Source organism: Pseudomonas marvdashtae, assembly GCF_014268655.2.
Taxonomy (GTDB): domain Bacteria; phylum Pseudomonadota; class Gammaproteobacteria; order Pseudomonadales; family Pseudomonadaceae; genus Aquipseudomonas; species Aquipseudomonas marvdashtae.
Genome location: NZ_JABWQX020000001.1, coordinates 2,835,769 through 2,860,270, shown reverse-complemented (window position 1 = coordinate 2,860,270; position 24,502 = coordinate 2,835,769). Strand labels below are relative to the sequence as shown.

Below are 24,502 nucleotides of genomic sequence, written 5' to 3'. Positions count from 1 at the left end.
CGAAAATGAGGATAACCCCATGAATCATCATGTCGCCCACCCCTACATGGCGAACTCTGTTCCCGCGCTCAAACAGGAGATGCTCGACTCGATCGGTGTCGACAGCATAGAGGATTTGTTCCGACAGATTCCCCCTGAGCACCGACTGCAACGTCCGATCGATTTGCCGCCGGCACTTAATGAAAGCGAGCTGCGCCGGCACCTGGTCAGTACGTTGTCGAAGAACAGGACCTGCGAGCAGAACCTGAATTTCCTCGGCGCCGGTTGTTGGCAGCACCACGTTCCCGCGGCGTGCGACGAGGTCGTTCGTCGCAACGAGTGGCTGACCTCAGTCTTTGGCGAGCCGAGTTCCGACCACGGTCGCAATCAGGCCTGGTTTGAATTCTGCAGCCAGCTCGGTGAATTGCTCAACATGGACCTGGTCGGTCTGCCTGTGCGCAGTTGGGGCTGTGCCGCAGGCCACGCCATCCGCATGGCCACGCGCATCACCGGGCGCAGCGAAGTGGCGGTGGTTCGTGCCATCGACCCTGAGCGATTGTCGGTCATCCGCAACTATTGCGAGCCCGTGGAGATGCCCGGCCACATCGCAGTCCAACTTATCGACTACGACCCGAACACCGGCTTGCTTGACCTGGATCACCTTCGCGCTTGCGTCGGGGCGCAAACGGCGGCTGTCTATTTCGAAACGCCGTCGTACTTCGGTGTGATCGAGCAGCAGGGCGCGGAGATCGCCGCCATCGCCCATGCCGTGGGTGCCGAAGTCATCGTCGGTGTCGATCCGATTTCCCTGGGCGTGCTCGCTGCACCGATTGATTTCGGCGCTGACATTGTAGTGGGCACTACCCAGCCGCTCGGCGTGCACATGAACTGCGGTGGCGGCGTCAGCGGCTTTATTGCCACCCGCGACGAGGAGCTGTACGCCCACCAATACCCGACGCTGTTCATCAGCATCGCCGAAACCATCGAGCCTGGTGAATTCGGTTTTGGCCTGAGCCTATTCGAACAATCGTCCTACGGCTTGCGCGACAAGGGCAACGACTGGACTGGCCACTCAGTGTACATGTGGGCCATCGCCAATGCCGTGTACATGGCGATGATGGGACCAAAAGGCTTCGAGGACGTGGGCAATCTCATTCTGCAACGTGCCCACTACGCAGCGAAGCTCCTTGGCGAAATCCCGGGCGTAAAGGTGACGTTCCCTTCCGGTTTCTTCAAAGAGTTCGTCGTGAATTTCGACGCCACTGGGTTGAGCGTCAAGGACATCAATAAGCAGCTGCTCGTACTCGGAATCTTCGGCGGCAAAGACCTGACGCAGGATTTTCCAGCGTTGGGGGCCAGCGCCCTGTACTGCGTCACCGAGATCCACACCCAGGCTGATATCCAGCGGCTAAGCACTGCACTGAAAAAGGTCATCGCACAATGAGCACGACACTCAAGCAATACCATGCGCCGGTCTGGAGCGAACCCGTCATTCTGGAAATGGGCTATCCGGGCCGTCGGGGGGTGATTTTTTCCGAGGCCGAAGCGGACATTCAGGCAGCGGTCGGCAGTGCCGGGGATTTGATTCCGGCGAACATGCGCCGCTCACGTCAGCCGGCCTTGCCGCAGATGTCGGAGCCCGAAGTGCTGTATCACTACCTACGACTGTCCCAGCAGACGCTGGGCATGATGAACATCAGCCTGTTCGGTACCTGCACCATGAAGTACAACGCCCAAATCAACGAGGCGATGGCCTGGCGTCCGGAAATCACTCATGTTCATCCGTATCAGGACGAGGACACGTTGCAAGGCGCGCTGCAAATCGTCCATGGCATGGACACCATCCTGCGCGAGTTGTCCGGCATGGATCAGTTCATCTTCCAGGCGGGCGGCGGTGCCGACGCCGCGTATACCAGCTGCGCCGTGACCCGTGCCTACCACGCGTCCCGTGGCGAACTGGAACAACGGGACGAGATCATCACCACGATCCAGACCCACCCCAGCAGTGCCGCGACTGCCGCTGCCGCCGGGTTCAAGGTCATCACCCTGATGATCGAGGAGAACGGGTACCCATCACTCGAATCGCTCAAGGCCGCGGTGTCCAATCGCACGGCCGCGTTGATGGTGAACAATCCCGACGACATGGGCGTGTACAACCCGCACATCCGCGAGTGGGTGCAGGTGGTGCACGAAGCAGGCGGCTTGTGTTTCTACGACCACGCCAATTTCAACGGTGCGATGACCAAGATTCGTGCGCGAGAGCTGGGCTTCGACGCGTGCATGTTCATGCTGCACAAGACATTCGGCGCGCCTAAAAGTGGAGTAGGGGGACCGGCAGTGGGAGCCTATGGTTGTTCGGCGCAACTTGCTCCGTTCCTGCCGGCACCGGTGGTGGACTTTGACGGTGATCGCTACAGTCTCGATTACGACCGTCCACTGAGTTCGGGCAAGATCCGCGAGTTCTGGGGCAACGTTCCGGTCATCCTCAAGGCCTATGCATGGTGCCGTTCCATGGGGGCGGACGGGATGGCAGAGGCCTCGGACATCTCGGTCCTGGCCAACAACTACATGGAAAAAGGCCTGCTGGCGATACGCGGCGTAACCCGTTCCCATCCCGAAGCCACGAGCCCGAGGATGGAGATGACACGCTATAGCCTCGAGCAACTCAAGGAAGACACCGGCGTCGACGTCCACGATGTGCAGAATCGCATGAGCGATTTCGGTATTGACCCGATGTGGAGCAGCCATCACCCATGGCTGGTGCCGGAACCTTTTACGCCCGAGCCGGGCGAGATGTACGGTAAGGAGGCGCTGGACACCTGGATTGCGGTGCTCGCGCAGATATCCGACGAGGCCTACTCAAACCCGGAGATCGTCAAGACGTCACCGCATAACCAGGCGATCCACCGATTGAAAAGCGCACCGCTGGAAGACCCGGAACACTGGGCCATGACCTGGCGCGCTTACTTGCGCAAGAACAAGCAGCAGACTGCTTGAGGCGCCAGCTACGCCGTTGCAGCGGTCTCATCGATCAGGTGGGGCCGTTAGCGCCTGAACAGAGCTAACAATCAGCCATACAGGATATTCTTATGTCGATTTTCGAAACGGACCTGGCGCCCTCGGCAGTCAATCATATTGCGCTGTCCCCCCTGAGCTTCATTGAGCGCACGGCCTCTGTCTACGGTCAGTATCCGGCGGTCATCCACGGCTCGATACGCCGCAACTGGCAACACACCTACGAGCGCTGCCGCAGCCTTGCCGGTGCACTGAGCCGGCGAGGTATCGGCAAGGGCGATACGGTGGCGGTCATGCTGCCCAATATCCCGGCGATGCTCGAAGCGCATTTCGGCGTGCCGATGATCGGCGCGGTCCTTAACACCCTGAATGTTCGCCTGGATGCGCAGGCCATAGCCTTCATGCTTGAACACGGCGAAGCCAAGGTGCTGATCACCGATCGGGAGTTTCACGCCGTTATTCGTGACGCCCTGAGGTTGCTCGCTCATCCGCCACTGGTGGTCGATGTGAACGATCCGGAGTTCGGCGAGGGCACCGCCGTCAGCGACCTGGACTATGAAGCGTTTCTTGCTGAAGGCAACCCGCAGTTCGCCTGGCAATGGCCTGAAGATGAATGGCAGGCCATCTCGCTCAACTACACATCTGGCACCACCGGAAATCCGAAGGGCGTCATCTACCACCATCGTGGTGCCTATCTCAATTCGCTGGGCAACCAAATGACTTGGGCGATGGGGCACCACCCGGTGTTTCTTTGGACCTTGCCGATGTTCCATTGCAACGGGTGGTGCTACCCGTGGACAGTCACCGCACTGGCTGGGACTCATGTATTTCTGCGTCGAGTTGATCCCCAAAAGATCCTTTCGTTGATCAACGAACACCGGGTCAGCCATCTATGTGGTGCGCCGATTGTCTTCAATGGGTTGGCCAACCTGCCCGAATCGGCGAAGGTCGTCCTTGATCATCCGGTTGATGCCATGCTGGCGGGCGCGGCACCGCCAGCCAAGGTTATCGGTGCGGTCGAAGAGATGGGCATCAAAGTCACCCACGTTTATGGCCTGACCGAAGTTTATGGACCGGTGACCGTGTGCGCCTGGCAAGCGCAATGGGACGAACAACCATTGACTGAGCGTGCGAAGATCAAGTCGCGTCAAGGCGTGCGCTATCCGACCCTGGAAGGGTTGATGGTTGCCGATCCGCAAACCCTTGAGCCGGTGCCTTTCGACGGCACACGTGTTGGTGAGATCTTCATGCGCGGGAACACCGTCATGAAGGGCTACTTGAAAAATCCCAAGGCGACGCTAGAAGCGTTCGAAGGTGGCTGGTTCCATACCGGTGACCTGGCCGTTCGTCATGCTGACGGCTATATCGAAATCAAGGATCGTCTCAAGGACATCATCATTTCCGGCGGGGAGAACATTTCCACCATCGAAGTCGAGGCCGTTCTCTACCGCCACCCTGGTGTACTCGAGGCGGCCGTGGTTGCCCGGCCCGACGAAAGATGGGGTGAAACCCCTTGCGCCTACATCCATCTAAAAGCTGACTGCCAGGACACTCAGGAAGCCGACATCATCCTGTTCTGTCGTGAGCATTTGGCGGGCTTCAAGGTGCCCAGGACCGTGGTGTTCAGTGAGCTGCCGAAAACCTCGACAGGCAAGGTCCAGAAATATCTGCTGCGCGACTGGGCCGGGGCACTTTGATAAGAGCGGAGCGCGGACGGGCGTCACGCTGCCTGACGCGCTCACTGACGCAGGAGAGAGAATCATGCAGGATACTTTCAATCTGTCCCGTTTCGTCGAGGCCCAGCGCCCGGTGTTCAGTCGAGTCATGGACGAGCTGCGCGCGGGCCGCAAGACCAGTCACTGGATGTGGTTCGTCTTTCCGCAACTCCAGGGGCTCGGACGTTCCGAAATGGCCGGACGCTTTGCGATTTCCGGCCCTGCCGAGGCTCGCGCTTATCTACAGCACGAGTTGCTCGGCCCCAGGCTGGAGGCGAGCGTTGCAGCCGTTTTGCAGCACCGAGGGGTCAGTGCCGAGCAGATATTCGGTTCGCCCGATGACCTGAAGTTTCGCTCTTGTCTTACGCTTTTCATGAATGTCCCGTCCGGATCCCCTGTGTATCAACAGGCACTCGACCAGTTTTATTCGGGGGAGCCAGACCGCAAGACCCTGCTCTTGCTTGGGCAGTAAACCTAGCCGATGTAACGCCGATCTCACGCTCAGGCTTCCCGGTCAGCCTCAAGCATCAACGGGCTTCGTGTCTTGGCAAACCACCACAGCGCGGCGGCTCCCAGGAACGTGGTCAGCACGGCCAGGATCAGGATCACCCGCTACGTGCCCAACGGCGATGCCAGCAACGCCACCAGCAAACCGGCATAGTTGTCCTTGCCGGCGTTGAACTCGCCGATCACCATGGCCGCCGAGGTTGCCAAGGTGACGCCAACGATCAGGTTGGCAGGTATTGATCAAGCTTGTTGCTACGAAAGGGGGCTTGCTCAGTTCGAACTCAAAACGCCTCGGATCAGCGAAGCGAACGCTTCAATGACTTCGTCCTCGCCATGTCGCCCCCTGACCAAGGCACCCGAAAGCGCCTCTCCCGCACCAATCAGGCCAACGCAGCAGCGGTCAAGCTCGACGGCGGGCAACGTTGCGTGAGGCGCGAGCACGGTCACGAACATCTGCACGCAGTTATCCAGCAGTTCCTGAAAAACCGCCGCCTTCTCTTCGCTGCCGGCCAGGGCAGCGCCCACCGCATGAAATTCGTCGGTATTGTCCGCAGCGCACTGGATGTAGGCACTGGCCAGGACTTGAGCTGTCTCCTGCGGGCTACGCGCAGTGTTGGCCATCGCCTCACGAAAAGCGCTGACCCGCTCGGTATCGATCCACTTGTAGAGCTCGATCAGCAGGCCCGAACGGGTGCCGAAATGATCGTACACGACAGGCTTGGACACGCCAGCGCGAACGGCAAGATGGCCCAGGGTCAAGCGGTCGGCGTTCTCCTCGCGCACGATCAATAAGGCGGTGTCGAGCAACTGCTTGCGCCGTTCGGCTTTGGAAAGCCGACGGGGCGATGAATCGGTGGAGGAGGGCTCGATTTTTTTCTGCACGTTGTCGTTCCAAATCAAGAAACCTACCAATGGTAGGCAAAAGTTTGTGATGTTGTGCTAGCTTACCTACTAACAGTAGGTGTAACCCAAAAAACGAGGAGAATTTGCAATGTCACTTGATCCTATCTTGTTCATGGGCGGTTCTGGCGCCATTGGTCATCAAACCGCCCGCGCCCTGCGCGCGATCCATCCTGACGTGCCGCTGTTGATTGGCGGTCGCGATCTTGCCAAGGCACAGCGGGCCGCCGAGCAAATGAGTGGGGCGCAGGCCGTGGTGATTGACTCCGCCGCCGAAGACCTGGGCCTCGGCGATCGCCCGATCAGCGCCGTCGTGGTTTTTTATATGGACCACGCACTTGCTGGATTACGTTATGCGCAAAAACGTCGAGTGCCGCACCTGAGCATTTCCTCCGGAGTCTTCGAGATCGCGCCGGAAATCGCAATGCATATTCACACGCCTGACGCCTCGCCTATCGTCCTCGGTTATGAATGGTTGGTGGGCGCGACGACCGTATCGGCGTTGAGCATTGCCCGGGCGTTCAGACGGGTCAACGCCATCCGTATCAACGCGTTGGTCGATGAGCAGGACACCGGCGGCCCGACCGTCGCCAGCGACTTTGAACACCTGAATAAAATGCTGCCCGCCGCAATGACGCGGCGCGACGGTGTGTTCGTCTGGCGCGAAGGAGAAGAGTCCAAGACTAGATTCCACGCGGTAGACGGCACGGAAATCGAAGCCTCTGGTTTCTCCTCCATCGATGTCGCCGGCCTGGCCGCCGCGACGGGCGCGGCTAACGTCCAGTTCAACATTGGTATTGGGGTGAGTTCAACCCGACGCCAGGGTAAACCAATGTCGACCGAGATCATCATCGAGCTCGCCGGCGAAGGCCTGAAGGGTGAACCGCTGCGCACACGTCATGCCGTGATTCACCCTGCGGGTGCGGCGGCACTGACCGGCCTCAGCGTCGCCATGCTGCTGGAGCGTCTGACTGGGTTGGATGGGTATCCACCGACTTCACCGGGGCTCCATTTTCCTTATCAATTGCTGAACGCCGATGTGTATCTGGAGCGCCTCAAGGAAGAGGGTGGGGAGTTGCGCCAGTTGCAGGTGTATTGACTTGCAAAACAACCGCCAAAAGGCGAGGGCGGCTACTGCAGTTCTACGAAACCTTGATCACCACCTTGCCAAACGCCCCACGAGCCAAGTGCTGGAAGGCCTGCTGCGCTTCTTCGAACGCATAGGTCTGCTCGATCACCGGGCGGATCGCGTGCTGGTTGAGGAATTCGTTCATGCGGTCGAACGATGAGCGAGGCGCGACCGCAATGCCGCGGATGGTGGTCTGGCGGAAGATCAGCGGCATCAGGCTCAGCGTGGTGATTTGCCCGGTCAGAAAGCCGATCTGCGCGATCTTGCCGGCGGCCTTGGTCGCCAGGATGGATTGATTCAGGCCTTCACCGCCGGCAACATCAAGCAGAAGGTCCACGCCCTTGCCGTCGGTCAGTTTCAGCACTTGTTCTTCCCAGCGTGGGAAGGTCCGATAGTTCACGCCGGCGACAGCGCCGAGCTTCTTCACCGCTTGCAGATTTTCGTCACTGCTTGAGGTGACGATAACCTTGGCGCCAAGCGCGGTCGCCAGCTGCACCGCGAAAATCGAGACGCCCCCGGTCCCCTGTACGAGGACTGTCTGACCTGGCTGAATCTGGCCATAATCCACCAACGAATACCAAGCCGTCAGCGCTGCAATCGGCAAGGTCGACGCTTCTTCATCCGACATGTTATCTGGCGCCCGAACGGCACTTTCTTCGTGAATGATCATGTACTCGGCCAAGCCGCCTGGGAGCGGCATGCCCAAGCAGTAGGCAGGCTCGTTCGGGCCAGGCTCGCCATCGATCCAGCTCGAATACAGATGCGAGTTAACGCGGTCACCCACCTTGAAGCGGCTGACGCCTTCGCCGACCGCGACCACGGTCCCTGCTGCGTCACTCACCGGGATCAACGGCTTGGGCACCAGATGGGGTTCGTAAATACCATCGATGATCGCTTTGTCACGAAAATTCAGGGAGACCGAGCCAATTTTCACCAACAACTCGCCGACCTTGGGTACAGGGGTGGGAGTTTCATCCAGTACAAGATTGTCGAGACCAAAATCTTTCAGAAGCCACGCTTTCATTTGTCTTTCTCCAGAGGGACAGGAACCAACTGGCGACAGTGTTGCGCAGGGGAGGGGCGCAATAAATGCGCGGACAGGCACAAGATTGGTATGTCTTATGGCAATAGTTTTGCTAAAACTTGTCGTTCTGGCGTTAACAATCAACAACAGAAAGAGGTCCCATGGAGTTGCTTCAGTCAATGCAGGTGTTCGCCAGGCTGGCCGAACTCGGCAGCTTCACCCGAACGGCAGACGCCTTGCAGCTAGGCCGCCCCCAAGTCAGTCGTGCGATTCAAGAGCTGGAGACTTCGTTAGGCGTGCGGCTATTCCAGCGAACCACGCGAAAGGTGCGGCTCACTTCTGAAGGTGAGCGCTTTTACGAGCGAGTGAAAGGCATTCTTGGCGACGTTGCGCAGGCCACTTCGATGTTTGGGCTGCCAGGCTCGGCGATGCGCGGACGGCTACGTGTCGACATCCCGACAGCTTTTTCCCAGCCGGCGCTCATCGAGAGCTTCAGGGATTTCACCACGCGATACCCGGCCATCGAGCTGGCACTTGGCGTGACGGATAGGACAGTGGACTTGGTGGCGGAGGGCGTGGACTGCGCGCTGCGTATCGGCGATCTGCCCGATTCGAGTCTCGTCGCCCGTAGCATCGGCCACGCCACGATGATCACTTGCGCTGCGCCCAGATACCTTCAGGAGCATGGAGAACCCAAGACGCTTGATGACCTGAGCGCGCACCGTGGCGTCACGTTTCTCTCCGGCCAGAACCAGCGCCCGTTGCCTTGGCAGTTTATCGATGGTGCTAGCGAGCGAGCCTACGTCAGTCGCCATGGCATCACAGTCAACGAGTCCAACGCCTATGTGGAATGCGGCGTTGCCGGCTTCGGCATTCTGCAAGCGCCTGGCATTACCCTTGACCGTTACCTTGCTGACGGTTCATTGGTCGAGGTGCTTCGGCGCTATCGACCTCGTCCTAGACCTGTATCGGTCTTGTATCCGAGCAGGTCTCACCTGGCCCCGCAAGTTCAAGCGTTTATCGAGTGGATGCGCGTGCAATTACCTCAGCTCTTTGGGCAGTGGCTGGAGAGATAGCAGGCTGGCCAGAAACTGAATTGACGTTGCGTATTGACATATCGAAAAATCTCGATATCCTCGGGGTATGGAACTGATCGAAATATTCAAAGCCCTCTCGAATCCTACACGCCTTGAAATCTTGAAAGGCTTGAAGGATCCCGCAAAGAACTTCCCTCCGCAGGATGAGGGTGACGTTCTCACGGTGGGAGTCTGCGTCAGCAGTATTCAAGAAGGCATCGGACTCTCGCAGTCAACGGTGTCGGGTTATCTGGCCACGTTGCAACGAGTGGGCCTGGTAGAGGTCAGGCGCATCGGTCAGTGGACTTACTACAAACGGAATGAAGCAACCATCAGCGCCCTGGCCGAGATCATTGGAAAAGAGCTGTAATTTTTTACCGCAGCATATCGAGATATCTCGATATCCCTTTTTGTAGATATGAGGAGATACCCATGAAAGCGATGATCCTGAAATCATTTGGCGGCCCTGAATCGTTCGAGCTCAGCGACGTGCCCAAGCCCGTGCCCCAGTCGGGACAAGTCCTGGTCCGAGTCCACGCAACCTCCATCAACCCATTGGATTTCCAGGTCCGACGGGGTGATTACGCCGACCTAGTGCCACTGCCGGCGAGTACCGGCCACGACGTATCTGGCGTTGTCGAAGCCGTTGGGCCGGGTGTGACGGCCTTCGTTCCAGGAGACGAAGTCTGGTACACCCCGCAAATATTTGATGGGCCAGGAAGCTATGCCGAGTACCACGTCGCTGCCGAAAGCATCGTCGGGAAGAAACCCGCCTCGCTGAGCCATCTTGAGGCGGCGAGCCTGACCTTGGTTGGCGGCACGGCGTGGGAAGCATTGGTCGTGCGTGCAGCCCTCAAAGTGGGCGAGAGCATTCTGATACACGGCGGCGCGGGGGGCGTCGGTCATGTAGCGATCCAGTTGGCGAAGGCCATTGGAGCGCGGGTCTTCACGACGGTGCGAGAAGTGAACTTTGAATTCGCACGAAGCATGGGTGCCGATGTGCTCATCGACTACGAAAAGGAGGATTACGTCGACGCCATCAATCGGGAAACCAATGGCCGCGGCGTCGATGTGGTGTTTGACACCATCGGCGGCAACACATTATCCCGCAGCTCCGACGCCCTCGCTCAACTTGGCCGGGTTGTCAGCATCGTGGACATTGCCCAGCCACAAAACGTCATCCAGGCCTGGGGCAAGAACGCGAGTTATCACTTCGTTTTCACTCGACAAAACCGCGGCAAGCTGGACGAGTTGAGTACCCTGATAGAGCGCGGTCAGCTGCGCCCGCACGTCGGCGCCGTCTATTCACTCGCCGACCTCGCGCTCGCCCATGCGCGGCTGGAGAGCCCCAACAATGGTCTCCAAGGAAAAATCGCGATTGCAGTCGAGCCATCGCTCATTCCGTGAGTGCGCAGTCATCAAATCAATCTGGAGAAACGCCATGATCTACGAGATCGCTCTGCTGCCCATTCACAAAGAACGCATTGAATCGTTCAAAGGTTCATTTGCCGAGGTCGCTCCCTTGCTTACCCGCGCAAAGGGTTACTGCGGTCATTTGCTGGCGCAAGGGATTGAAACGCCCGAGCAATTCAATCTGATCGTGCGATGGCAATCGCTTGAGGACCACACGCCAGGTTTTGAAGAGAGTGAAGACCATCGGGTGTTCATGATGGGCTTGGAGGAATATTTTTCCGAAGAGCCGACGGTCTACCATATTGAGGAGGCGGCGTTTTCGGATCTCGCGCCTTTCCCCTGATCGCCCTGTCGGGGCCAAGTGGAGGAGGGCGCTTGAGCCCCTAGTAGACTGATCGTCTAGTAAAGAATAAGATGCCGCCCATGAGCCGTCCAAAGACCCGCGAAACCACCGACGTCCGCCAGGAAATCCTCGATGTAGGCCAACGAATCATGGCCGCGAAAGGATATTCCGCCGTGGGCTTGAATGAAATCCTGGCCACCGCTGGTGTGCCGAAAGGGTCGTTTTACCATTACTTTGGTTCAAAGGACGCTTTCGGCGAGGCGCTGCTGGAAAGCTATTTCGAGGCCTATCTGGCCGAGCTGGATGAAGTCCTTGCGCTGCCTGGCCTGACCATGGCCCAGCGCCTGATGAAATACTGGGACATCTGGCAGCAAACCCAATCGTTCCAGGACTGCCAGGGTAAATGCCTGGCGGTGAAACTGGGCGTGGAGGTGGCCGACCTTTCGGAGACGATGCGTGCAGTGCTCAAGCGAGGTACGTCGGGTATTACCGACCGCATTGCGCAGGCGATCGAGACCGGCGTCGCGCAAGGGTCACTGACAACCGCCGGGGAGCCCCATGCGGTCGCGCAGAGCCTCTATCAATTGTGGGTCGGCGCCAGTGTCATGGTGAAAATCACCAAGAGTGTCCAGCCCTTTGGGACGGCGATGTCGACGACGCGTCAGATTCTCAACCTTTCCTGATCCCTGTGGGCGGGCCGCGTTCCTCGCGGTCCCGATACACCTTCAGAACCTCCAGTAAAGCGATCGAAAAAAAACCAAAAGAGAACTAGACGACTGGTCTAATTGTTATTAAGGTAGCCACACGTCAAGAAGGCCCAGCAACTTTCGATCCGTCCCGCTAGTAGACGACCAGTCTAATAAACTCTTTATCTGAAATTGGAAAATCCAAAAATGAAAATTCTCATGGTACTGACTTCCCACGACACTCTTGGTGACACCGGCCGTAAAACCGGCTTCTGGCTCGAAGAATTGGCGGCGCCTTACTACGCGTTCCTGGACGCCAACGCTGAGGTCGTCCTGGCTTCGCCGAAAGGAGGGCAGCCGCCGCTTGATCCGAAGAGTAACGAGCCTTCGTTTCAGACTGAGCTGACTCGCCGTTTCGAGGCTGACAGCGCAGCCTCCGCATTGCTCGCCAGCACCGTGCGTCTGGACAGTGTCTCGCCAGACGATTTCGATGCTGTCTTCTATCCGGGTGGTCACGGCCCGCTGTGGGATCTGGCGGAGGATCCGGTCTCGATCCAGTTGATCGAGTCCTTCCAATCCGCCGGCAAACCCGCGGCGTTGGTATGCCACGCACCTGGCGTGCTCCGCCACGTCAAGAAGCCTGACGGCACTCCGCTGGTCCAGGGCAAAAAAGTCGCCGGCTTCACCAATACTGAAGAAGAGGCAGTGGGCCTGACCGACGTAGTGCCGTTCCTGGTGGAGGACATGCTCAAGGCCAACGGCGGCGTTTATTCCAAAGGCGTTGACTGGTCTTCCTACGTGGTTCGGGACGGCCTGCTGATCACCGGCCAGAACCCGGGTTCGTCAAGCGAAGCCGCGACGGCGCTGATAGACCTGCTCAACTACGTCTGAAGAAACGCCCTTCGCCGGGGCCAGGGCTGCGGCCGCGAAGGCTCGGCCCAGTGGCCTCGACGAATACCTCAACTGTAGATACCCAGCCTGGGCGGTCTTCGAGCCGCCGAGACTGACGCACCCAGGAAGCGAATCATGGAACACCGCTCGCTGTTCGAGCCCACTTCAATGGGCGCCATCACCCTGAAAAACCGCATCGTCATGCCGCCGCTTACCCGCCAGCGCAGTAGCCAGCCCGGCGACGTACCGACGCCCCTTATGGCGCGTTATTACCAGCAGCGTGCCAGCGCTGGCTTGATCATCAGCGAAGGCACCCAGATCGAACCCCGCGGCAAGGGCTATGCCTGGACGCCGGGCATCCACAGCCAAGCGCAGATCGATGGCTGGCGCACCGTGACCGAGGCCGTGCACGCTGAAGGCGGGGTGATTTTTGCCCAGCTGTGGCATGTCGGCCGCGTGTCCCATCACGCACTACAACCGGACAATGCCGCTCCCATCGCGCCGTCGGCGGTTCAGGCGCAGAAAGCCAAGGCTTTTATCGAAACCGGCCCAGGCACCGGCACGCTGGTCGAGCCGTCCATCCCCCGAGAGCTGAGCGTTGCCGAAATCAAGGCGCTGGTCGAACTCTACGCCCAGGCCGCGCGCAACGCCTTGAGCGCCGGGTTCGATGGCGTCGAAATCCACTCGGCCAACGGCTACCTGGTCAACCAGTTCATTTCCGCCCATGCCAACCAGCGCACCGATGAATACGGTGGTTCGCTGCACAATCGCCTGCGTTTCTTGCGTGAGGTCGTGCAAGCCGTCAGCGCGGTGGTCGGGTCCGATCGCCTGGGTGTGCGCTTCTCGCCGCTGTTCTCAAGCACCGAGGAAGACCGCGTCTACATCGGCTTCGTCGAGGACGACCCGCATCAGACGTACATCGAAGCCATCAAGGTGCTTGAGCAAGAGGGCGTTGCCTACCTGTCCATCGCCGAAGCCGATTGGCCGAACGCTCCGGACCTGCCCGAAGCGTTTCGCCGTGAGGTAAGAAGTACCTTCACCGGACGGATTATCTATGCCGGGTTGTACACCGCCACCCGCGCGGCGCGCCTGATCGAGTCAGGCATGGCCGATCTGGTTGCGTTCGGTCGGCCATTTATCGCCAACCCCGACTTGCCACGGCGCATCGCCAATGGCTGGCCGTTGAATACCCTGAACACCGTGGGGCTGTACGGCGGCGATGAACAAGGGTTCACGGATTACCCGCGATATTTCCCGGGCAAAGCCCACGCTTGATTGGATCACTACTTTTCCCGACAGGGCAGCGCCGCGTTGCACGCGGATATCGAAAAAACATTGGATCCTAAAGGCAGGGAAGCAGCACATCGGCGGGCCTGGAAGCGTTGATTTACCCGGCTTCGTGCGGAGCTTGTCATGCTGCGACGGGTTTTCCCGAGCGTTGGCGGTATCTGGCGGATACAGCTTGGTTGCCTTATTGTGCAAAGCAATAAACCGTTTGTCGGTTCTGTCTCTTGGCGCCTGGCTCTCCATTAGGCCGACCTCGCTGGATTTCCGAGAGCGTAATCTTCAATGCCTGATCGTAAAGCAAGCCTTCTTTTCGCCGCGGGTGCCGCGACGTTTGTGATGGCCGTCACGGCGGCCGTTGGTCCCATCACGTTGTTCTGGACAAACGAGACGCGCCTGGAGCGAAACGTTGTCGAGGTGCAGATAGATCGTATCCGCAACGTCCAGGGCTTGTTGGTTGATGCCGAAACCGGTGAGCGCGGGTACGCGTTGACGGAAAAGGACATATTTCTACAACCTTACTATATCGCCGTATCCCAACTGCCTTCGGCCCTCAAGAGCCTGCGCCTTTCCTATCAAGGCGATCCAGCCGAAGAGGTTGGGCGTGTTGAAGAATTCATCCGCCATGCTGAACTGAAGATGGTGCACCTGGATCGCGTGGTGAAGCTGGTAAGTCTTCACGGAAATGATGCTGCCGAAGAGGAAGTTACTGCTGGCGGTGGTAAAGACCTGATGGACGTCGTCCGTACCATCGGCGCAGAACTGATCATTGACGAAACAAAGGAACTGGCGGCGCTCGAACGTCAGCTTTTAAGCAACATTCGCTGGGCCGTTGCGATTTCGATCGCAAGTTTCATCGTTACCCTAGGTTTAGGTCGCTTCATTTACGTATCCATGCGCCGCAGCGTCCGTCGTCAGTCGGAGTCCGCAGCAGCGGCGATCCTGGCCAGCGACCAACTGAGCCAGAGCCTGGAGCGCTTGAAACGCCGTAACGGCGAGATCGGCCTTCTTGCTGACATGGCGAGGTTGCTGCAGACAGAGCTGTCCCAGATGGAAATACTCCAGCTGGCCAGCACTTACTGCCAGCGTTTGATACCTGCCAGCGAAGGGGAGTTTTTTCTCTATCGCAACTCTGCTGACGTCCTGCAGCACGCTGCGTCCTGGGGGCGGGCTGAGGAAAAGGGCGCTGATGTCATGCTCAACCCCAAGGATTGCTGGGCAATCAGGCGAGGGCGATCGCATTTGACCGAGCATCACCGCGATCTCTGCTGCCCACATTACCCCGCGGCGTCGTCGGACACAGAGCAAGTGACCGATTGTTGTCTGCCGTTAATGGCGTACGGCGAGATCCTGGGGCTGTTGCATATCCGTCAAGTTGGGCTGCGTGACTTGGCCGAGGAGGGGCTCCAAGTCGCTGAAGCCGTGGCCGAACAAACCGCGTTGGCGTTGGCGAATGGCAGGATGCGGCAAGTACTGGAAACCCAGTCCATCAAGGATCCGCTGACGGGGCTGTACAACCGGCGCTTCATGGATGAGACGCTCAAGCGCGAACTCGCGCGCTCCGAGCGCAACGGCTCTTGCCTGAGCGTCATCATGCTGGACCTCGATAACTTCAAGCAGTTGAATGACTCTTACGGCCATGCAGCCGGCGATGCCGTGCTGCGTGCGGTCTCCGCGTTGATCGTGCAATCGCTCAGGTCATCCGATATTGCCTGTCGCTTTGGCGGCGAGGAGCTGATTGTGATCCTGCCGGAATGTTCAGCCGAGGTCGCGGCGTCACGAGCCGAAGCCATACGAGCATCGTTGGAAGAGACGAGCCTGACAGACCACGGGCAGACATTCACGGTGTCGGCTTCGTTTGGGGTGGCTTCCACAGAAACCAGCGGGGCCGATCAAGGTACTCTGTTAAAAGCGGCTGACTCGGCGCTTTACGCGGCCAAGCGACTGGGCAAAAACCGGGTTGAATCCTGGCCGGTGCGCAAAGTGGGAGCCGTTTGAGCGAAGAGTTCTCGCATAGCTGCCTAGTAAGCCAGGCGAAACTGCGAGTTAACTTGCGCTCGATCTTTCCAGTGACTGGATCCGGACCGACTCGTTACCCGTAGCCTTCAAAATTGCATTGCACAGGGCCCGGGCAACAGGTGCGTAGCTGGTCTGGCTGGGCTGGCCGGCTTCGCAATCCCCGGTGGGATTGATCAGGTGCACCGCGATCTGTCCTGGCAGCCAAGAGAGGAGTGGCCAGCGGGTGCGATAGGCAGGTTTAGCCCGGGCGTCTTTAGTGGTCGGATCAAAATCACTGGACGTCACAAACGCTATCCCCATCAGGCAAGCGCCTTCGAGCTGCGAGCGCACGCGACCAGGATTTGCCACGAAACCCAAGTCCGCAACCACGACCGCGTCATGAATGATCAAGCGACCTTCGTCGCTCACCTCGATATCGAGTACGACCGCCATGCAGGTCTGCGCGTCATAGTGGGCGGCGATGCCTTGCGCCCGACCATGTCTTGGGAGCGTGCCCCAATGGGCTTTCCTTGCCGCTTCGGTGATGACGCTCCGCATTCGATGGCTATCGACGCTTGATGAGTGCCGAGTGTCGTCGTTCGTCGTCGACGCCGGATCAATCAGCGAAAGCAGGTAATCCTTGTGATCAAGTTTGCAGGCGCGCACCTGCGCGGCCATGAATCGCTGTTCGGCGAACAGCCGGAGCAACAGGCCTTTTCTGTCCAGATTGCTGTCGAGTGTCGATTGCCAGGTAAATTGCTCGAGAGCACTGACGTGCGCATCAGGATGGCTCATTGCGTTTCTCCTTCCGGCTGATAGCAAGAGTTCCAGCTAAAGCGGTGGGCCCTGTATCGGTACCTGGTCACGGCTGCACCGCAGGGGCAGTCAGGCAGTACTTTAGGGGAGAGGATCTGACGTCAGGGTGACGGTCGGCTGACAGGAACATGTCAAACACGCAGGCAAGACATATGCGCCGCCGAATACCGCCGCCTTAAATGGGCGAAAAGACGCCCATCGATGAAAGCCTGAGTTATGCAACCACCGGGTTGTCTCCTGCCTCCCATGAAATGGCCTTTCTCACCGGCGCGGAGGGTACAAGGTTGCTGACACTATCAAGCAGGTCGATGTGTTCAGCCGAAAGCTCAAGCGAGAGCGCGCCGAGGTTGTCGGCGAGTTGGGGCAGGGTGCGTGGGCCGAGAATCGGCACGGCCCCGTGCGTGCCCGCCCACGCGATGGCGACTTGGCCCGGGCTGGCGCCCAGTTCGCCAGCGATGGCGAGTACCGTGTCGAGTACTTGTGTGCGTTGCGCCGAGTCCTCGGGTTGAAACACGCGACCGCCGAAGCCTTCGGCACGGCCTTTTTCACCTTTGCGATATTTTCCGGTGAGCATCCCGCCACCCAGCGGCGACCACGTGACGACGCCCAGCCCAAGGGCATGGCTCGCGGGGAAAAGATCGGCTTCAGGATCGCGGTGGACCAGGCTGTGTTCAAACTGGGCGGCGGCAATAGGTATCACGCGATTGAGCTCAGCCAGCGTGGCCACTCGGGCGAGTCGCCACGCGGGAAAATTCGACAGGCCCGCATAGAGGATCTTGCCAGCGCGGGCAAGGTCCTCGAAACCGCGGACTATTTCCTCGGCGGGGGTTACGCCGTCAGGATGGTGCACCCAGTAGAGATCAATGTGATCGGTCTTCAGCCGTTTAAGGCTCGCTTCCACTGAGGCGGCCATGGCCTTGCGGCTGTTGCCAGTGACTAGCCTGTCGGCGTTTGGCGCGGCGCCATTGCTGAATTTCGTCGCGAGGACGAATTGATCGCGCCGGCCTGCGAGCAGCTTGCCGAGTAGCTCTTCAGACTGGCCGAACTGGTAGGCGTCCGCCGTGTCGATGAAATTTCCTCCGGCTTCGGCATACGCATTGAACACGGTCTCGCTGGTGTCTGGATCGGCACCGTATCCCCAGCCCGTGCCAAAATTGCCGGTGCCGAGGGCGACTTGGGAAACCCTGAGCCCAGTCTTGCCAAACGATAGATATTTCATGGTCTACTCCGTTGATCCAGCCACTGATGAGCGCGTCGAGGTGCTTGAAGCATAGACAGGCGTCGGATTTAGGCCCGGGCGCTGCATACATGTGCCGTTGGTGCGGGATTCTGGACGGGCCTGATAGAAGCTGTTCGGCGACGTGGTGCGGTGGGTATGCAGTCGCCTACACTGGCATTTCAACAACCGAACGCAAGGAACAGCGCTCAATGGACTGCGTTATTCGAAAGGCAATCAGTACGGATGCCGTAGCAATCAGCCTGGTCGTGGCAGCGGCACTGCGCGAGTCCAATGCCCAAGACTATTCATCAGACATCATCGAGCAGGTGCAGCGAAGCTTTTCACCGTCGGCAATCCTGGACTTTCTAAGCCTGCGCGAGGTGTATGTCGCGAGCTTCGATGGTCAGCTCGTCGCAACGGGAAGTCTTGATAAAGACACCGTCCGAAGCGTATTTGTTGACCCGTCCTATCAGGGCAGGGGCATTGGTCGTCAGTTGATGGCCACGATCGAGTCGGCGGCCTCGGAAAACGGCGTTGAATGGTTGCGAGTCCCTTCCTCGATCACGGCAGAGACGTTTTATTACTCCCTGGGTTTCCGCAAAGTCCGCGACGCGTTTCACGGCGCAGAGCGCACAATCGTCATGGAAAAATCTTTGAACGGATAATCTTGCCCTCCATCCAAACCCTTCAAAGCAATCTTTAGATGCCAATCTCCTTCTTGGATCGTCATGGAGACACCATGCTTCACGCATTTGAACAACGGCTCGACCCTTTTCCGCCCGACGAGGCGCCGCCACCACCGGACGGTCTGGCGCGGTTCCTGTGGGCCTGTACGCGGGGTGCCCGCGGTTACATCCTGGCGCTTGCGCTGCTTAGCGCCGGAGTGTCTATTTACGAAGCCTGGCTGTTTTCTTTTCTCGGCCAGGTCGTCGACCTGCTCTCGACCTGGCAGGCCGGTGGTGATGCGACCAGGCAGGAAAGCCGAGTCCTTTGGGGCATCGGCATCATGCTGGTGACCAGCATCGGGCTGGTGGCGTTGCGCACGATGGTGCAGCACCAGATATTGGCGATCAATCTGCCGTTGCGACTGCGTTGGGATTTTCATCGGCTGATGCTGCGGCAAAGCCTTTCGTTCTTCTCGGATGAGTTCTCCGGCCGGGTCACTACCAAAGTGATGCAAACGGCGCTGTCCGTGCGCGAGGTGCTGTTCACCATCATCGAGATCGCGCCGGGGATTGGCGTGTATTTCATCGCGATCATTGCTCTGGCTGGCGGCTTTGATTTGAAGCTGATGCTGCCTTTCATTGCCTGGGTTGCGTTGTTCGGCCTGGCCATGCGGTACTTCGTGCCGCGCCTGGAGAAAGTCGGCCAGGAGCAGGCCAATGCGCGGTCGTCGATGACCGGGCGTATCTCGGACGCCTACACCAACATCACCACGGTGAAGCTGTTCTCCCACTCAAAACGCGAAGCACACTTCGCCCGCGCTGCCATGGAAGATTTCAAGCAAACCGGTTTTCGCCAGATGCGCTTGGTCAGCCAGTTCGAGATCGTCAATCAGGCTTTGGTCGTCGCATTGATCATGGGTTCGGGCGGTTATGCGCTGTGGCTATGGCATCAAGGCGAAGTCGGCACCGGTGCCGTGGCGGCGATTACGGCCATGGCTTTGCGCATCAATGGCATGTCGCACTGGATCATGTGGCAAATGACCTCGCTGTTCGAGAACATCGGCACTCTGCAGGATGGCATGGAGACCTTGACGCGCGGTCCCAAGGTTAAGGATGCGCCGGACGCCGGTGTGCTGGTGACCACCGGTGGTGCGGTGACCTTCGACAACGTCAGCTTCAATTACAACGGCGAACGCCAGGTGCTTGATGGCCTGAGCCTGAGCATCCGGCCAGGTGAAAAGATCGGCCTGGTAGGTCGCTCCGGTGCCGGCAAATCCACGCTGATCAACCTGCTGCTGCGCTTCTACGACGTGGACAGCGGTGAGATTCGAATCGATGGGCAGAACATCGCGCATGTCACGCAGGACAGCCTGCGCAGCGCCATCGGCATGGTCACCCAGGACACGTCGCTGTTGCACCGGTCCATCCGCGACAACATTGCCTACGGTCGCCCCGACGCCACCGATGAGGAAATACGCAGTGCCGCCGCCAGCGCCCAAGCGGATGGGTTCATCAATCAACTGAGCGACAAGCAAGGCCACAGCGGCTACGACACCCTGGTGGGCGAGCGTGGCATCAAGCTTTCAGGCGGCCAGCGCCAACGCATCGCCATTGCCCGGGTCATGCTCAAGAACGCGCCGATCCTGCTGCTGGACGAGGCCACCAGCGCGCTGGATTCGGAAGTCGAAGTGGCCATTCAGGAAAGCCTCGATGAAATGATGAAGGGCAAGACTGTGATCGCCATCGCCCATCGGCTGTCCACGATCGCGGCGATGGACAGGCTCATCGTCATGGATGAAGGGCGGATCATCGAGCAGGGCACCCACGCCGAATTGCTCGGCAAGAACGGCACCTATGCGCGATTGTGGCACCACCAGAGCGGCGGGTTTCTGGGCGAGGATCAGGGGGTGGTTGAGGCGGTGGAGTAGGTGAGGGCAATGGTTCTGTTCGCTGAAACAGCCGACGCATCAGTTCTGCACGCCAGCCACCCGACGACCGTTCATGAAACACAAGAATCCACCCATGGCGGTCAGTGCAATCAAGGCATAGGACATCCGGCAATACAACACGGTGCGCAGCCCGCGGGTCAAGGCGTTTGTCCAAGCGCTGGGCGTGGATTTGAAGGCTTCGGTTTGATTGCTTCAGGCGCCAGAGCTGATCTCGATTCGATCAGTTTTGACGCCTTCAGAACGTTGCATGGTTTCCGGAACCCCAAACCATAGCAGTAAAAACGCCGTCCCGGCGACGCCAGCAAGTGTCAGGAATGCTGCATCGTAGCCAGCCGCTTCAACTACAAATCCCGCCAGACCGTTGCTCAACGCCGCGCCCAGACCGAACACCGTGGTGAGTGCACCGAGGCTGATATTAAAGTGGCCGGAACCAAGCGTGAGGTCCTTGATCATGACCGGGAACAACGCGCCGAAAAGGCCGGCGCCGACGCCGTCGAGCAGTTGTACCGCGACCAGCCAGTACGGATCATCCGACAGGGTATAGAGCACACCGCGCAACGGCAGAATCAGAAAACCCGCCAACAACAGCGGTTTGCGGCCCCATTGATCGGCTTTGGCGCCAGCCAGCAGCGCCATCGGCACCATGACCAGCTGCGCCGCGACGATGCAGGCGGAGGTGAGCGGGGTGGCCATGTGCAGATTGGCGTGGGCAAGCTTTTGGCTCACCAGCGGCAGCATGGCTGCATTTGCCAGGTGGAACAGCGCGCAGCAAACCGCAAACATCAGCAACGGCCGGTGGCTGAGCAACACGGCAAACCCGGAGGGCTGAGGGTGATTGGCGCCACGAGGTTCGAGACCGCGAGCCAGATCATGGTCGATGGCTTCAGCTGAGACGAACGCCACGGCGCACATGCTTGCCAAGGCCATGAACGCCATCAGGTAAAACACCGCCACCGGGCCGAACAAATAAGCAAACAAACCGGCCAGCAAGGCCGCGCAGGCGTTGCCGGCATGGTTGAAAGTTTCGTTGCGCCCGGTTCGCCGCGTGAAAGCGCGAGGACCGGTGATGCCCAGGGTAATCGCCGAAATGGCCGGGGCAAAAATCGATGCCGCCACCGCACTCAAGGCCTGCGTGAGCGCCACCAGGCTGAATGAAGAGACAAAGGGCAACACCAGGCAACTGACGGTCACGATCAGCGCGGCAATCACAATCAACCCGCGCTTGGCACGGCTGCTGTCAACCAACGCTCCCGCTGGCGTCTGTGTGATCAGGGCGGCGACGCCAGCGATCGTCATCACCACGCCGATGCTCGCTGGGTCCCAGTGATGCACCGCCAGCAGGTAGATCGCCAGATACGGCCCGAGGCCGTCGCGCACGTCGGCGAGAAAGAAGTTGAGGCTGTCCAGCGACAGGTTGTTGCGGCGTTCCAGGTAGGTGGTCGTGCTCACAGGTAGTCTTTTCGATGTGAGGCTCGGCGAAATGGCTCAACCTCGGTGAAGTTAGAGACTCGTGCATTTTAGGATTAGTTGCAGGGGAGCGGATCCAGATCCGGCGAGTAGACAATCGAATCATAAACATCCGTCGCAAACATCTTGTTTAACATAATATACATTATGCGAACCGCCGTATCAGCTCTTGTGGCTCCCCATGTCCTCATTGAGAACTGACTGCTTCTTCAAGGAAAGCTTGTGCTCGTTGATAGACCGGCTCTTCATGTCTGCACATTTGCTGCCAAGCGAGCTGCGCCTGGACCATGGCGACCGCATCCAGGACTTTCTGTGCCCAGCGGTCATCCTCCGGATGCACGACGACAACGCGAAACCCATGGTCGTTACCTTCAATCTGCACGCCTTCGGAATCATCGACGTGCAAGTCGATATCGAACGCCGGCGGATACTTTGAAGGCGAATTCGCCAGCCCATGCACCGTCAGTGCGCGATTGTGCAGCACGCTGTTGACCACGCCATCGACGCGGATACCGTATAGCAGCAACCATCGCCTGATATAGGACGGTGTGCGACCAGACGACGTATAGACCCAGATGCTGCAATCCTGACGGCGCAACTCTCGGATCAGGGAACGTGTGCCTTCGCGCAACGGCTCACCCAACCAACGATGAACACAGGCTGGCAGTCTGCTTTGTTCGGCTGCGCAGTGGTGAAGTTGGCACGCGAGTGTGTCGTCAATATCAAACGAGATTCGTACGCGCTGACGCTTGAACAACTGCGTAGGCAGAGCGCAGCGAATGGCCTGCCCTACCCGGCTGCTGAAAGTTTTGCACTTGGCAAGCGCTGGAGATCCGCTCATCAATGACCACCTTGATAAAGGGGCAAAGACTTGCCTTTGAGAAAAAACTTCATCGGATCAGGTGCCTGTTCTTCTAAAAAAGCTGCGTATTTTTTCTTGATCTTGGGCAATTCGTACAATGCCTTGACGCCATGCTTGGCCGAGTTGCGTATGACCGAGGACGGGTTGAAGTAGCCCTGGGCATTCTCCAGCGTCAGCACGAAAGGAGGCAATCCAGCGCGCATGAGCAAATAGCTGACGATCAGCGACCCACTGCGGTTGTTACCCTCAATGAACAACTGCGGCTTGCTGAGGATGCGGACATAGACGCCAGCCGCACGTTTCCAGACTGATTCGCTGCGATACGCGCAGTACCAATTGAACAAATCCTTGATGCCTCCTTCAACGTTGTTGAAGAAATGCTCCTCGGTCGCTGCCAGGTGCTGGGCATATTCCAAACGGCGTGCCGGGTCGCGGCCACAGAGTACCGTGGCATTGATCTCCAGCATCAGGTTCAGTTGCTGAAGATCGAACAGGTCAACGCCGCGGGCAACATACTCATCAACCAATGCGTAACCTTCAAGCACATTGTGCAGCACTTCGTCGGTCAGGGGGTCTCGGGGCTCCGTGAAATGCCGGCTAAGTTCGGCGAAGCGGCTCTGTACTTCACGCAGTGCGCGTTCAATTGCTGGCAAATCAAGCCGATGCGTCGCGGGCATTAGTACTCCTTGGTAACGCGGGTAAATGTCTACCGGATGCCCGCCAAATCCATTTGGCTTCTGCAGGTATACGGCCTTGACCGGGCGTGTTGCTTAGCTGAACTTACCGCTGATGTAATCCCCGGTCATCTGTTCACGCGGGTTATCGAAAATCTGCGTCGTCGGGCCCATCTCGACCAGATAGCCGGTGCGCGTGCCCTGGGAAATATCCACGGAGAAAAACGCCGTGGTGTCAGCGACACGGATGGCTTGCTGCATGTTGTGGGTCACCAGCGCGATGGTGTAGTCCTTCTTCAACTCGACCATCAACTCCTCGACCCGCCGGGTAGCGATCGGATCGAGCGCCGAACACGGCTCATCCAGCAGCAATACTTCCGGCTCGGTGGCGATGGCGCGGGCAATGCACAGACGTTGTTGCTGGCCACCGGAGAGCGACAGGCCGCTGACCTTGAGCTTGTCCTTGACCTCATCCCACAGCGCGGCGCCTTGCAGCGCGTGCTTGACCCGATCACCGATATCGCCCTTGTAGCGATTGAGGCGCAGGCCAAACGCGACGTTGTCGAAGATGCTCATCGAAAACGGGTTCGGCTGCTGGAACACCATGCCGATGTAGCGGCGCACGACCACGGGATCGACGCCCTTGCCGTAGACGTCCTGTCCGAGGAAATGTACGTGCCCTTCGAAACGAAACCCCTTCACCAGGTCATTCATCCGGTTGAGGCTGCGCAGCACAGTGCTCTTGCCACAGCCGGAAGGACCGATGAATCCGGTGATCTTGTTCTTCTCGATCGGCACATGGCTGTCACGTACCGCCATGAAGTTCCCGTAGAAAATCTTGTCCAGTTTGCAGTCCATGACTACAGGCGCCTGGGTGACAAACGGAGCGG

24 protein-coding genes and 1 pseudogene are annotated in these 24,502 nt (G+C 58.9%); 15 read left to right on the top strand and 10 right to left on the bottom strand.

Translation table 11 applies throughout. The annotated features are described in order from the left end of the window. Positions 1 to 19 precede the first annotated feature (19 nt). The 4 genes from gcvPA (at position 20) to HU742_RS12825 (ending at position 5,181) form a co-directional block, all read left to right on the top strand. The gene (gene gcvPA, locus HU742_RS12840; protein ID WP_186632495.1) at positions 20 to 1,423 is read left to right on the top strand and encodes an aminomethyl-transferring glycine dehydrogenase subunit GcvPA; all 1,404 of its coding nucleotides are present in this window, start codon (positions 20 to 22) and stop codon (positions 1,421 to 1,423) included. Further along, positions 1,420 to 2,976 carry an aminomethyl-transferring glycine dehydrogenase subunit GcvPB gene (gene gcvPB / locus HU742_RS12835; protein ID WP_186632492.1) on the top strand — a complete coding sequence of 519 codons (1,557 nt, stop codon included), beginning with the start codon at positions 1,420 to 1,422 and terminating at the stop codon, positions 2,974 to 2,976. The genes gcvPA and gcvPB overlap by 4 nt, the downstream gene beginning before the upstream one ends. A 92-nt stretch (positions 2,977 to 3,068) precedes the next feature. Beyond that, complete coding sequence (locus HU742_RS12830; protein WP_186642729.1) at positions 3,069 to 4,691, top strand: acyl-CoA synthetase; 1,623 nt, start codon at positions 3,069 to 3,071, stop codon at positions 4,689 to 4,691. Between the two features lie 64 nt (positions 4,692 to 4,755). Then, positions 4,756 to 5,181, top strand: coding sequence for a DUF1810 domain-containing protein (locus tag HU742_RS12825; protein WP_186632487.1), 426 nt, complete (start codon positions 4,756 to 4,758; stop codon positions 5,179 to 5,181). A gap of 29 nt (positions 5,182 to 5,210) precedes the next feature. On the opposite strand, the pseudogene HU742_RS12820 reads toward HU742_RS12825, so the two are convergent. After that, a pseudogene (locus HU742_RS12820) lies at positions 5,211 to 5,456 on the bottom strand (hypothetical protein); the annotation flags it as partial. Positions 5,457 to 5,486: 30 nt separating this feature from the next. Then, positions 5,487 to 6,098 carry a TetR/AcrR family transcriptional regulator gene (locus tag HU742_RS12815; protein ID WP_186642728.1) on the bottom strand — a complete coding sequence of 204 codons (612 nt, stop codon included), beginning with the start codon at positions 6,096 to 6,098 and terminating at the stop codon, positions 5,487 to 5,489. Positions 6,099 to 6,207: 109 nt separating this feature from the next. Here HU742_RS12815 and HU742_RS12810 point away from each other — a divergent pair, with 109 nt between their 5' ends. Further along, entirely contained in the window at positions 6,208 to 7,215 is a 1,008-nt protein-coding gene (locus HU742_RS12810) for an NAD(P)-dependent oxidoreductase (RefSeq protein WP_186632481.1), read from the top strand. 43 nt (positions 7,216 to 7,258) lie between these two features. Here HU742_RS12810 and HU742_RS12805 read toward each other — a convergent pair whose 3' ends face one another. Beyond that, the gene (locus tag HU742_RS12805; RefSeq protein WP_186632966.1) at positions 7,259 to 8,269 is read right to left on the bottom strand and encodes a zinc-dependent alcohol dehydrogenase family protein; all 1,011 of its coding nucleotides are present in this window, start codon (positions 8,267 to 8,269) and stop codon (positions 7,259 to 7,261) included. Positions 8,270 to 8,430: 161 nt separating this feature from the next. Between HU742_RS12805 and HU742_RS12800 the strand changes: the two genes are divergently transcribed. The 8 genes from HU742_RS12800 (at position 8,431) to HU742_RS12765 (ending at position 15,960) form a co-directional block, all read left to right on the top strand. Then, positions 8,431 to 9,345: a LysR family transcriptional regulator gene (locus HU742_RS12800; protein ID WP_186632479.1), complete on the top strand. Its 915-nt coding sequence runs from the start codon at positions 8,431 to 8,433 to the stop codon at positions 9,343 to 9,345. Between the two features lie 67 nt (positions 9,346 to 9,412). Continuing rightward, on the top strand, positions 9,413 to 9,715 hold the full coding sequence (locus HU742_RS12795; protein ID WP_186610312.1) for an ArsR/SmtB family transcription factor: 303 nt from the start codon (positions 9,413 to 9,415) through the stop codon (positions 9,713 to 9,715). A gap of 62 nt (positions 9,716 to 9,777) precedes the next feature. Continuing rightward, the gene (locus tag HU742_RS12790) at positions 9,778 to 10,752 is read left to right on the top strand and encodes a zinc-dependent alcohol dehydrogenase family protein (protein ID WP_186642727.1); all 975 of its coding nucleotides are present in this window, start codon (positions 9,778 to 9,780) and stop codon (positions 10,750 to 10,752) included. A gap of 34 nt (positions 10,753 to 10,786) precedes the next feature. Then, positions 10,787 to 11,101 carry an antibiotic biosynthesis monooxygenase family protein gene (locus tag HU742_RS12785; RefSeq protein ID WP_186642726.1) on the top strand — a complete coding sequence of 105 codons (315 nt, stop codon included), beginning with the start codon at positions 10,787 to 10,789 and terminating at the stop codon, positions 11,099 to 11,101. An 80-nt stretch (positions 11,102 to 11,181) separates the two neighbouring features. Then, the gene (locus tag HU742_RS12780; RefSeq protein ID WP_186642725.1) at positions 11,182 to 11,784 is read left to right on the top strand and encodes a TetR/AcrR family transcriptional regulator; all 603 of its coding nucleotides are present in this window, start codon (positions 11,182 to 11,184) and stop codon (positions 11,782 to 11,784) included. Between the two features lie 210 nt (positions 11,785 to 11,994). Beyond that, positions 11,995 to 12,678: a type 1 glutamine amidotransferase domain-containing protein gene (locus HU742_RS12775; protein WP_186642724.1), complete on the top strand. Its 684-nt coding sequence runs from the start codon at positions 11,995 to 11,997 to the stop codon at positions 12,676 to 12,678. Between the two features lie 135 nt (positions 12,679 to 12,813). Beyond that, the gene (locus HU742_RS12770; RefSeq protein ID WP_186642723.1) at positions 12,814 to 13,953 is read left to right on the top strand and encodes an alkene reductase; all 1,140 of its coding nucleotides are present in this window, start codon (positions 12,814 to 12,816) and stop codon (positions 13,951 to 13,953) included. A gap of 294 nt (positions 13,954 to 14,247) precedes the next feature. Beyond that, a complete protein-coding gene (locus tag HU742_RS12765; RefSeq protein ID WP_186642722.1) occupies positions 14,248 to 15,960 on the top strand; it encodes a sensor domain-containing diguanylate cyclase in 1,713 nt (570 codons plus the stop codon). 48 nt (positions 15,961 to 16,008) lie between these two features. On the opposite strand, the gene HU742_RS12760 is transcribed toward HU742_RS12765, so the two are convergent. Both HU742_RS12760 and HU742_RS12755 read right to left on the bottom strand, forming a co-directional pair. Continuing rightward, positions 16,009 to 16,755, bottom strand: a complete 747-nt coding sequence (locus HU742_RS12760) for a molybdopterin cofactor-binding domain-containing protein (protein WP_186642721.1) — start codon at positions 16,753 to 16,755, stop codon at positions 16,009 to 16,011. Between the two features lie 235 nt (positions 16,756 to 16,990). After that, positions 16,991 to 17,995, bottom strand: a complete 1,005-nt coding sequence (locus tag HU742_RS12755) for an aldo/keto reductase (RefSeq protein ID WP_186642720.1) — start codon at positions 17,993 to 17,995, stop codon at positions 16,991 to 16,993. Between the two features lie 209 nt (positions 17,996 to 18,204). Between HU742_RS12755 and HU742_RS12750 the strand changes: the two genes are divergently transcribed. Together HU742_RS12750 and HU742_RS12745 are read left to right on the top strand one after the other, a co-directional pair. Continuing rightward, positions 18,205 to 18,660 (top strand): GNAT family N-acetyltransferase, encoded by a 456-nt coding sequence (locus HU742_RS12750; protein WP_186632457.1) that lies wholly within the window; start codon positions 18,205 to 18,207, stop codon positions 18,658 to 18,660. A 74-nt stretch (positions 18,661 to 18,734) separates the two neighbouring features. Then, a complete protein-coding gene (locus tag HU742_RS12745) occupies positions 18,735 to 20,588 on the top strand; it encodes an ABC transporter ATP-binding protein (RefSeq protein ID WP_186642719.1) in 1,854 nt (617 codons plus the stop codon). Positions 20,589 to 20,627: 39 nt separating this feature from the next. Here HU742_RS12745 and HU742_RS26900 read toward each other — a convergent pair whose 3' ends face one another. From HU742_RS26900 to pstB, 5 genes are all read right to left on the bottom strand, one after another. Further along, the gene (locus tag HU742_RS26900) at positions 20,628 to 20,750 is read right to left on the bottom strand and encodes a hypothetical protein (protein ID WP_264082721.1); all 123 of its coding nucleotides are present in this window, start codon (positions 20,748 to 20,750) and stop codon (positions 20,628 to 20,630) included. Positions 20,751 to 20,801: 51 nt separating this feature from the next. Next, complete coding sequence (locus tag HU742_RS12740) at positions 20,802 to 22,058, bottom strand: MFS transporter (RefSeq protein WP_186642718.1); 1,257 nt, start codon at positions 22,056 to 22,058, stop codon at positions 20,802 to 20,804. Between the two features lie 205 nt (positions 22,059 to 22,263). After that, entirely contained in the window at positions 22,264 to 22,917 is a 654-nt protein-coding gene (locus tag HU742_RS12735) for a hypothetical protein (RefSeq protein WP_189664236.1), read from the bottom strand. After that, positions 22,917 to 23,615: a hypothetical protein gene (locus HU742_RS12730; protein WP_186642717.1), complete on the bottom strand. Its 699-nt coding sequence runs from the start codon at positions 23,613 to 23,615 to the stop codon at positions 22,917 to 22,919. Before HU742_RS12730 ends, HU742_RS12735 begins: the two co-directional genes overlap by 1 nt. Positions 23,616 to 23,708: 93 nt before the next feature. Then, positions 23,709 to 24,470, bottom strand: a complete 762-nt coding sequence (gene pstB, locus HU742_RS12725; protein ID WP_025214260.1) for a phosphate ABC transporter ATP-binding protein PstB — start codon at positions 24,468 to 24,470, stop codon at positions 23,709 to 23,711. Between the last annotated feature and the right edge of the window lie 32 nt (positions 24,471 to 24,502).

What these genes read in the sequence shown, in the direction of transcription:
- gcvPB (WP_186632492.1), top strand. Translation starts at nt 1,420, where the DNA reads ATGAGCACGACACTCAAGCAATACCATGCGCCGGTCTGGAGCGAACCC.
- HU742_RS12810 (WP_186632481.1), top strand. Translation starts at nt 6,208, where the DNA reads ATGTCACTTGATCCTATCTTGTTCATGGGCGGTTCTGGCGCCATTGGT.
- HU742_RS12745 (WP_186642719.1), top strand. Translation starts at nt 18,735, where the DNA reads ATGCTTCACGCATTTGAACAACGGCTCGACCCTTTTCCGCCCGACGAG.
- HU742_RS12730 (WP_186642717.1), bottom strand. Translation starts at nt 23,615, where the DNA reads ATGCCCGCGACGCATCGGCTTGATTTGCCAGCAATTGAACGCGCACTG.
- HU742_RS12755 (WP_186642720.1), bottom strand. Translation starts at nt 17,995, where the DNA reads ATGAAATATCTATCGTTTGGCAAGACTGGGCTCAGGGTTTCCCAAGTC.
- HU742_RS12765 (WP_186642722.1), top strand. Translation starts at nt 14,248, where the DNA reads ATGCCTGATCGTAAAGCAAGCCTTCTTTTCGCCGCGGGTGCCGCGACG.
- HU742_RS12780 (WP_186642725.1), top strand. Translation starts at nt 11,182, where the DNA reads ATGAGCCGTCCAAAGACCCGCGAAACCACCGACGTCCGCCAGGAAATC.
- HU742_RS12735 (WP_189664236.1), bottom strand. Translation starts at nt 22,917, where the DNA reads ATGAGCGGATCTCCAGCGCTTGCCAAGTGCAAAACTTTCAGCAGCCGG.
- HU742_RS12830 (WP_186642729.1), top strand. Translation starts at nt 3,069, where the DNA reads ATGTCGATTTTCGAAACGGACCTGGCGCCCTCGGCAGTCAATCATATT.
- HU742_RS12800 (WP_186632479.1), top strand. Translation starts at nt 8,431, where the DNA reads ATGGAGTTGCTTCAGTCAATGCAGGTGTTCGCCAGGCTGGCCGAACTC.
- HU742_RS12770 (WP_186642723.1), top strand. Translation starts at nt 12,814, where the DNA reads ATGGAACACCGCTCGCTGTTCGAGCCCACTTCAATGGGCGCCATCACC.
- HU742_RS12825 (WP_186632487.1), top strand. Translation starts at nt 4,756, where the DNA reads ATGCAGGATACTTTCAATCTGTCCCGTTTCGTCGAGGCCCAGCGCCCG.
- pstB (WP_025214260.1), bottom strand. Translation starts at nt 24,470, where the DNA reads ATGGACTGCAAACTGGACAAGATTTTCTACGGGAACTTCATGGCGGTA.
- HU742_RS12795 (WP_186610312.1), top strand. Translation starts at nt 9,413, where the DNA reads ATGGAACTGATCGAAATATTCAAAGCCCTCTCGAATCCTACACGCCTT.
- HU742_RS12805 (WP_186632966.1), bottom strand. Translation starts at nt 8,269, where the DNA reads ATGAAAGCGTGGCTTCTGAAAGATTTTGGTCTCGACAATCTTGTACTG.
- HU742_RS12785 (WP_186642726.1), top strand. Translation starts at nt 10,787, where the DNA reads ATGATCTACGAGATCGCTCTGCTGCCCATTCACAAAGAACGCATTGAA.
- gcvPA (WP_186632495.1), top strand. Translation starts at nt 20, where the DNA reads ATGAATCATCATGTCGCCCACCCCTACATGGCGAACTCTGTTCCCGCG.
- HU742_RS12760 (WP_186642721.1), bottom strand. Translation starts at nt 16,755, where the DNA reads ATGAGCCATCCTGATGCGCACGTCAGTGCTCTCGAGCAATTTACCTGG.
- HU742_RS12775 (WP_186642724.1), top strand. Translation starts at nt 11,995, where the DNA reads ATGAAAATTCTCATGGTACTGACTTCCCACGACACTCTTGGTGACACC.
- HU742_RS12790 (WP_186642727.1), top strand. Translation starts at nt 9,778, where the DNA reads ATGAAAGCGATGATCCTGAAATCATTTGGCGGCCCTGAATCGTTCGAG.
- HU742_RS12750 (WP_186632457.1), top strand. Translation starts at nt 18,205, where the DNA reads ATGGACTGCGTTATTCGAAAGGCAATCAGTACGGATGCCGTAGCAATC.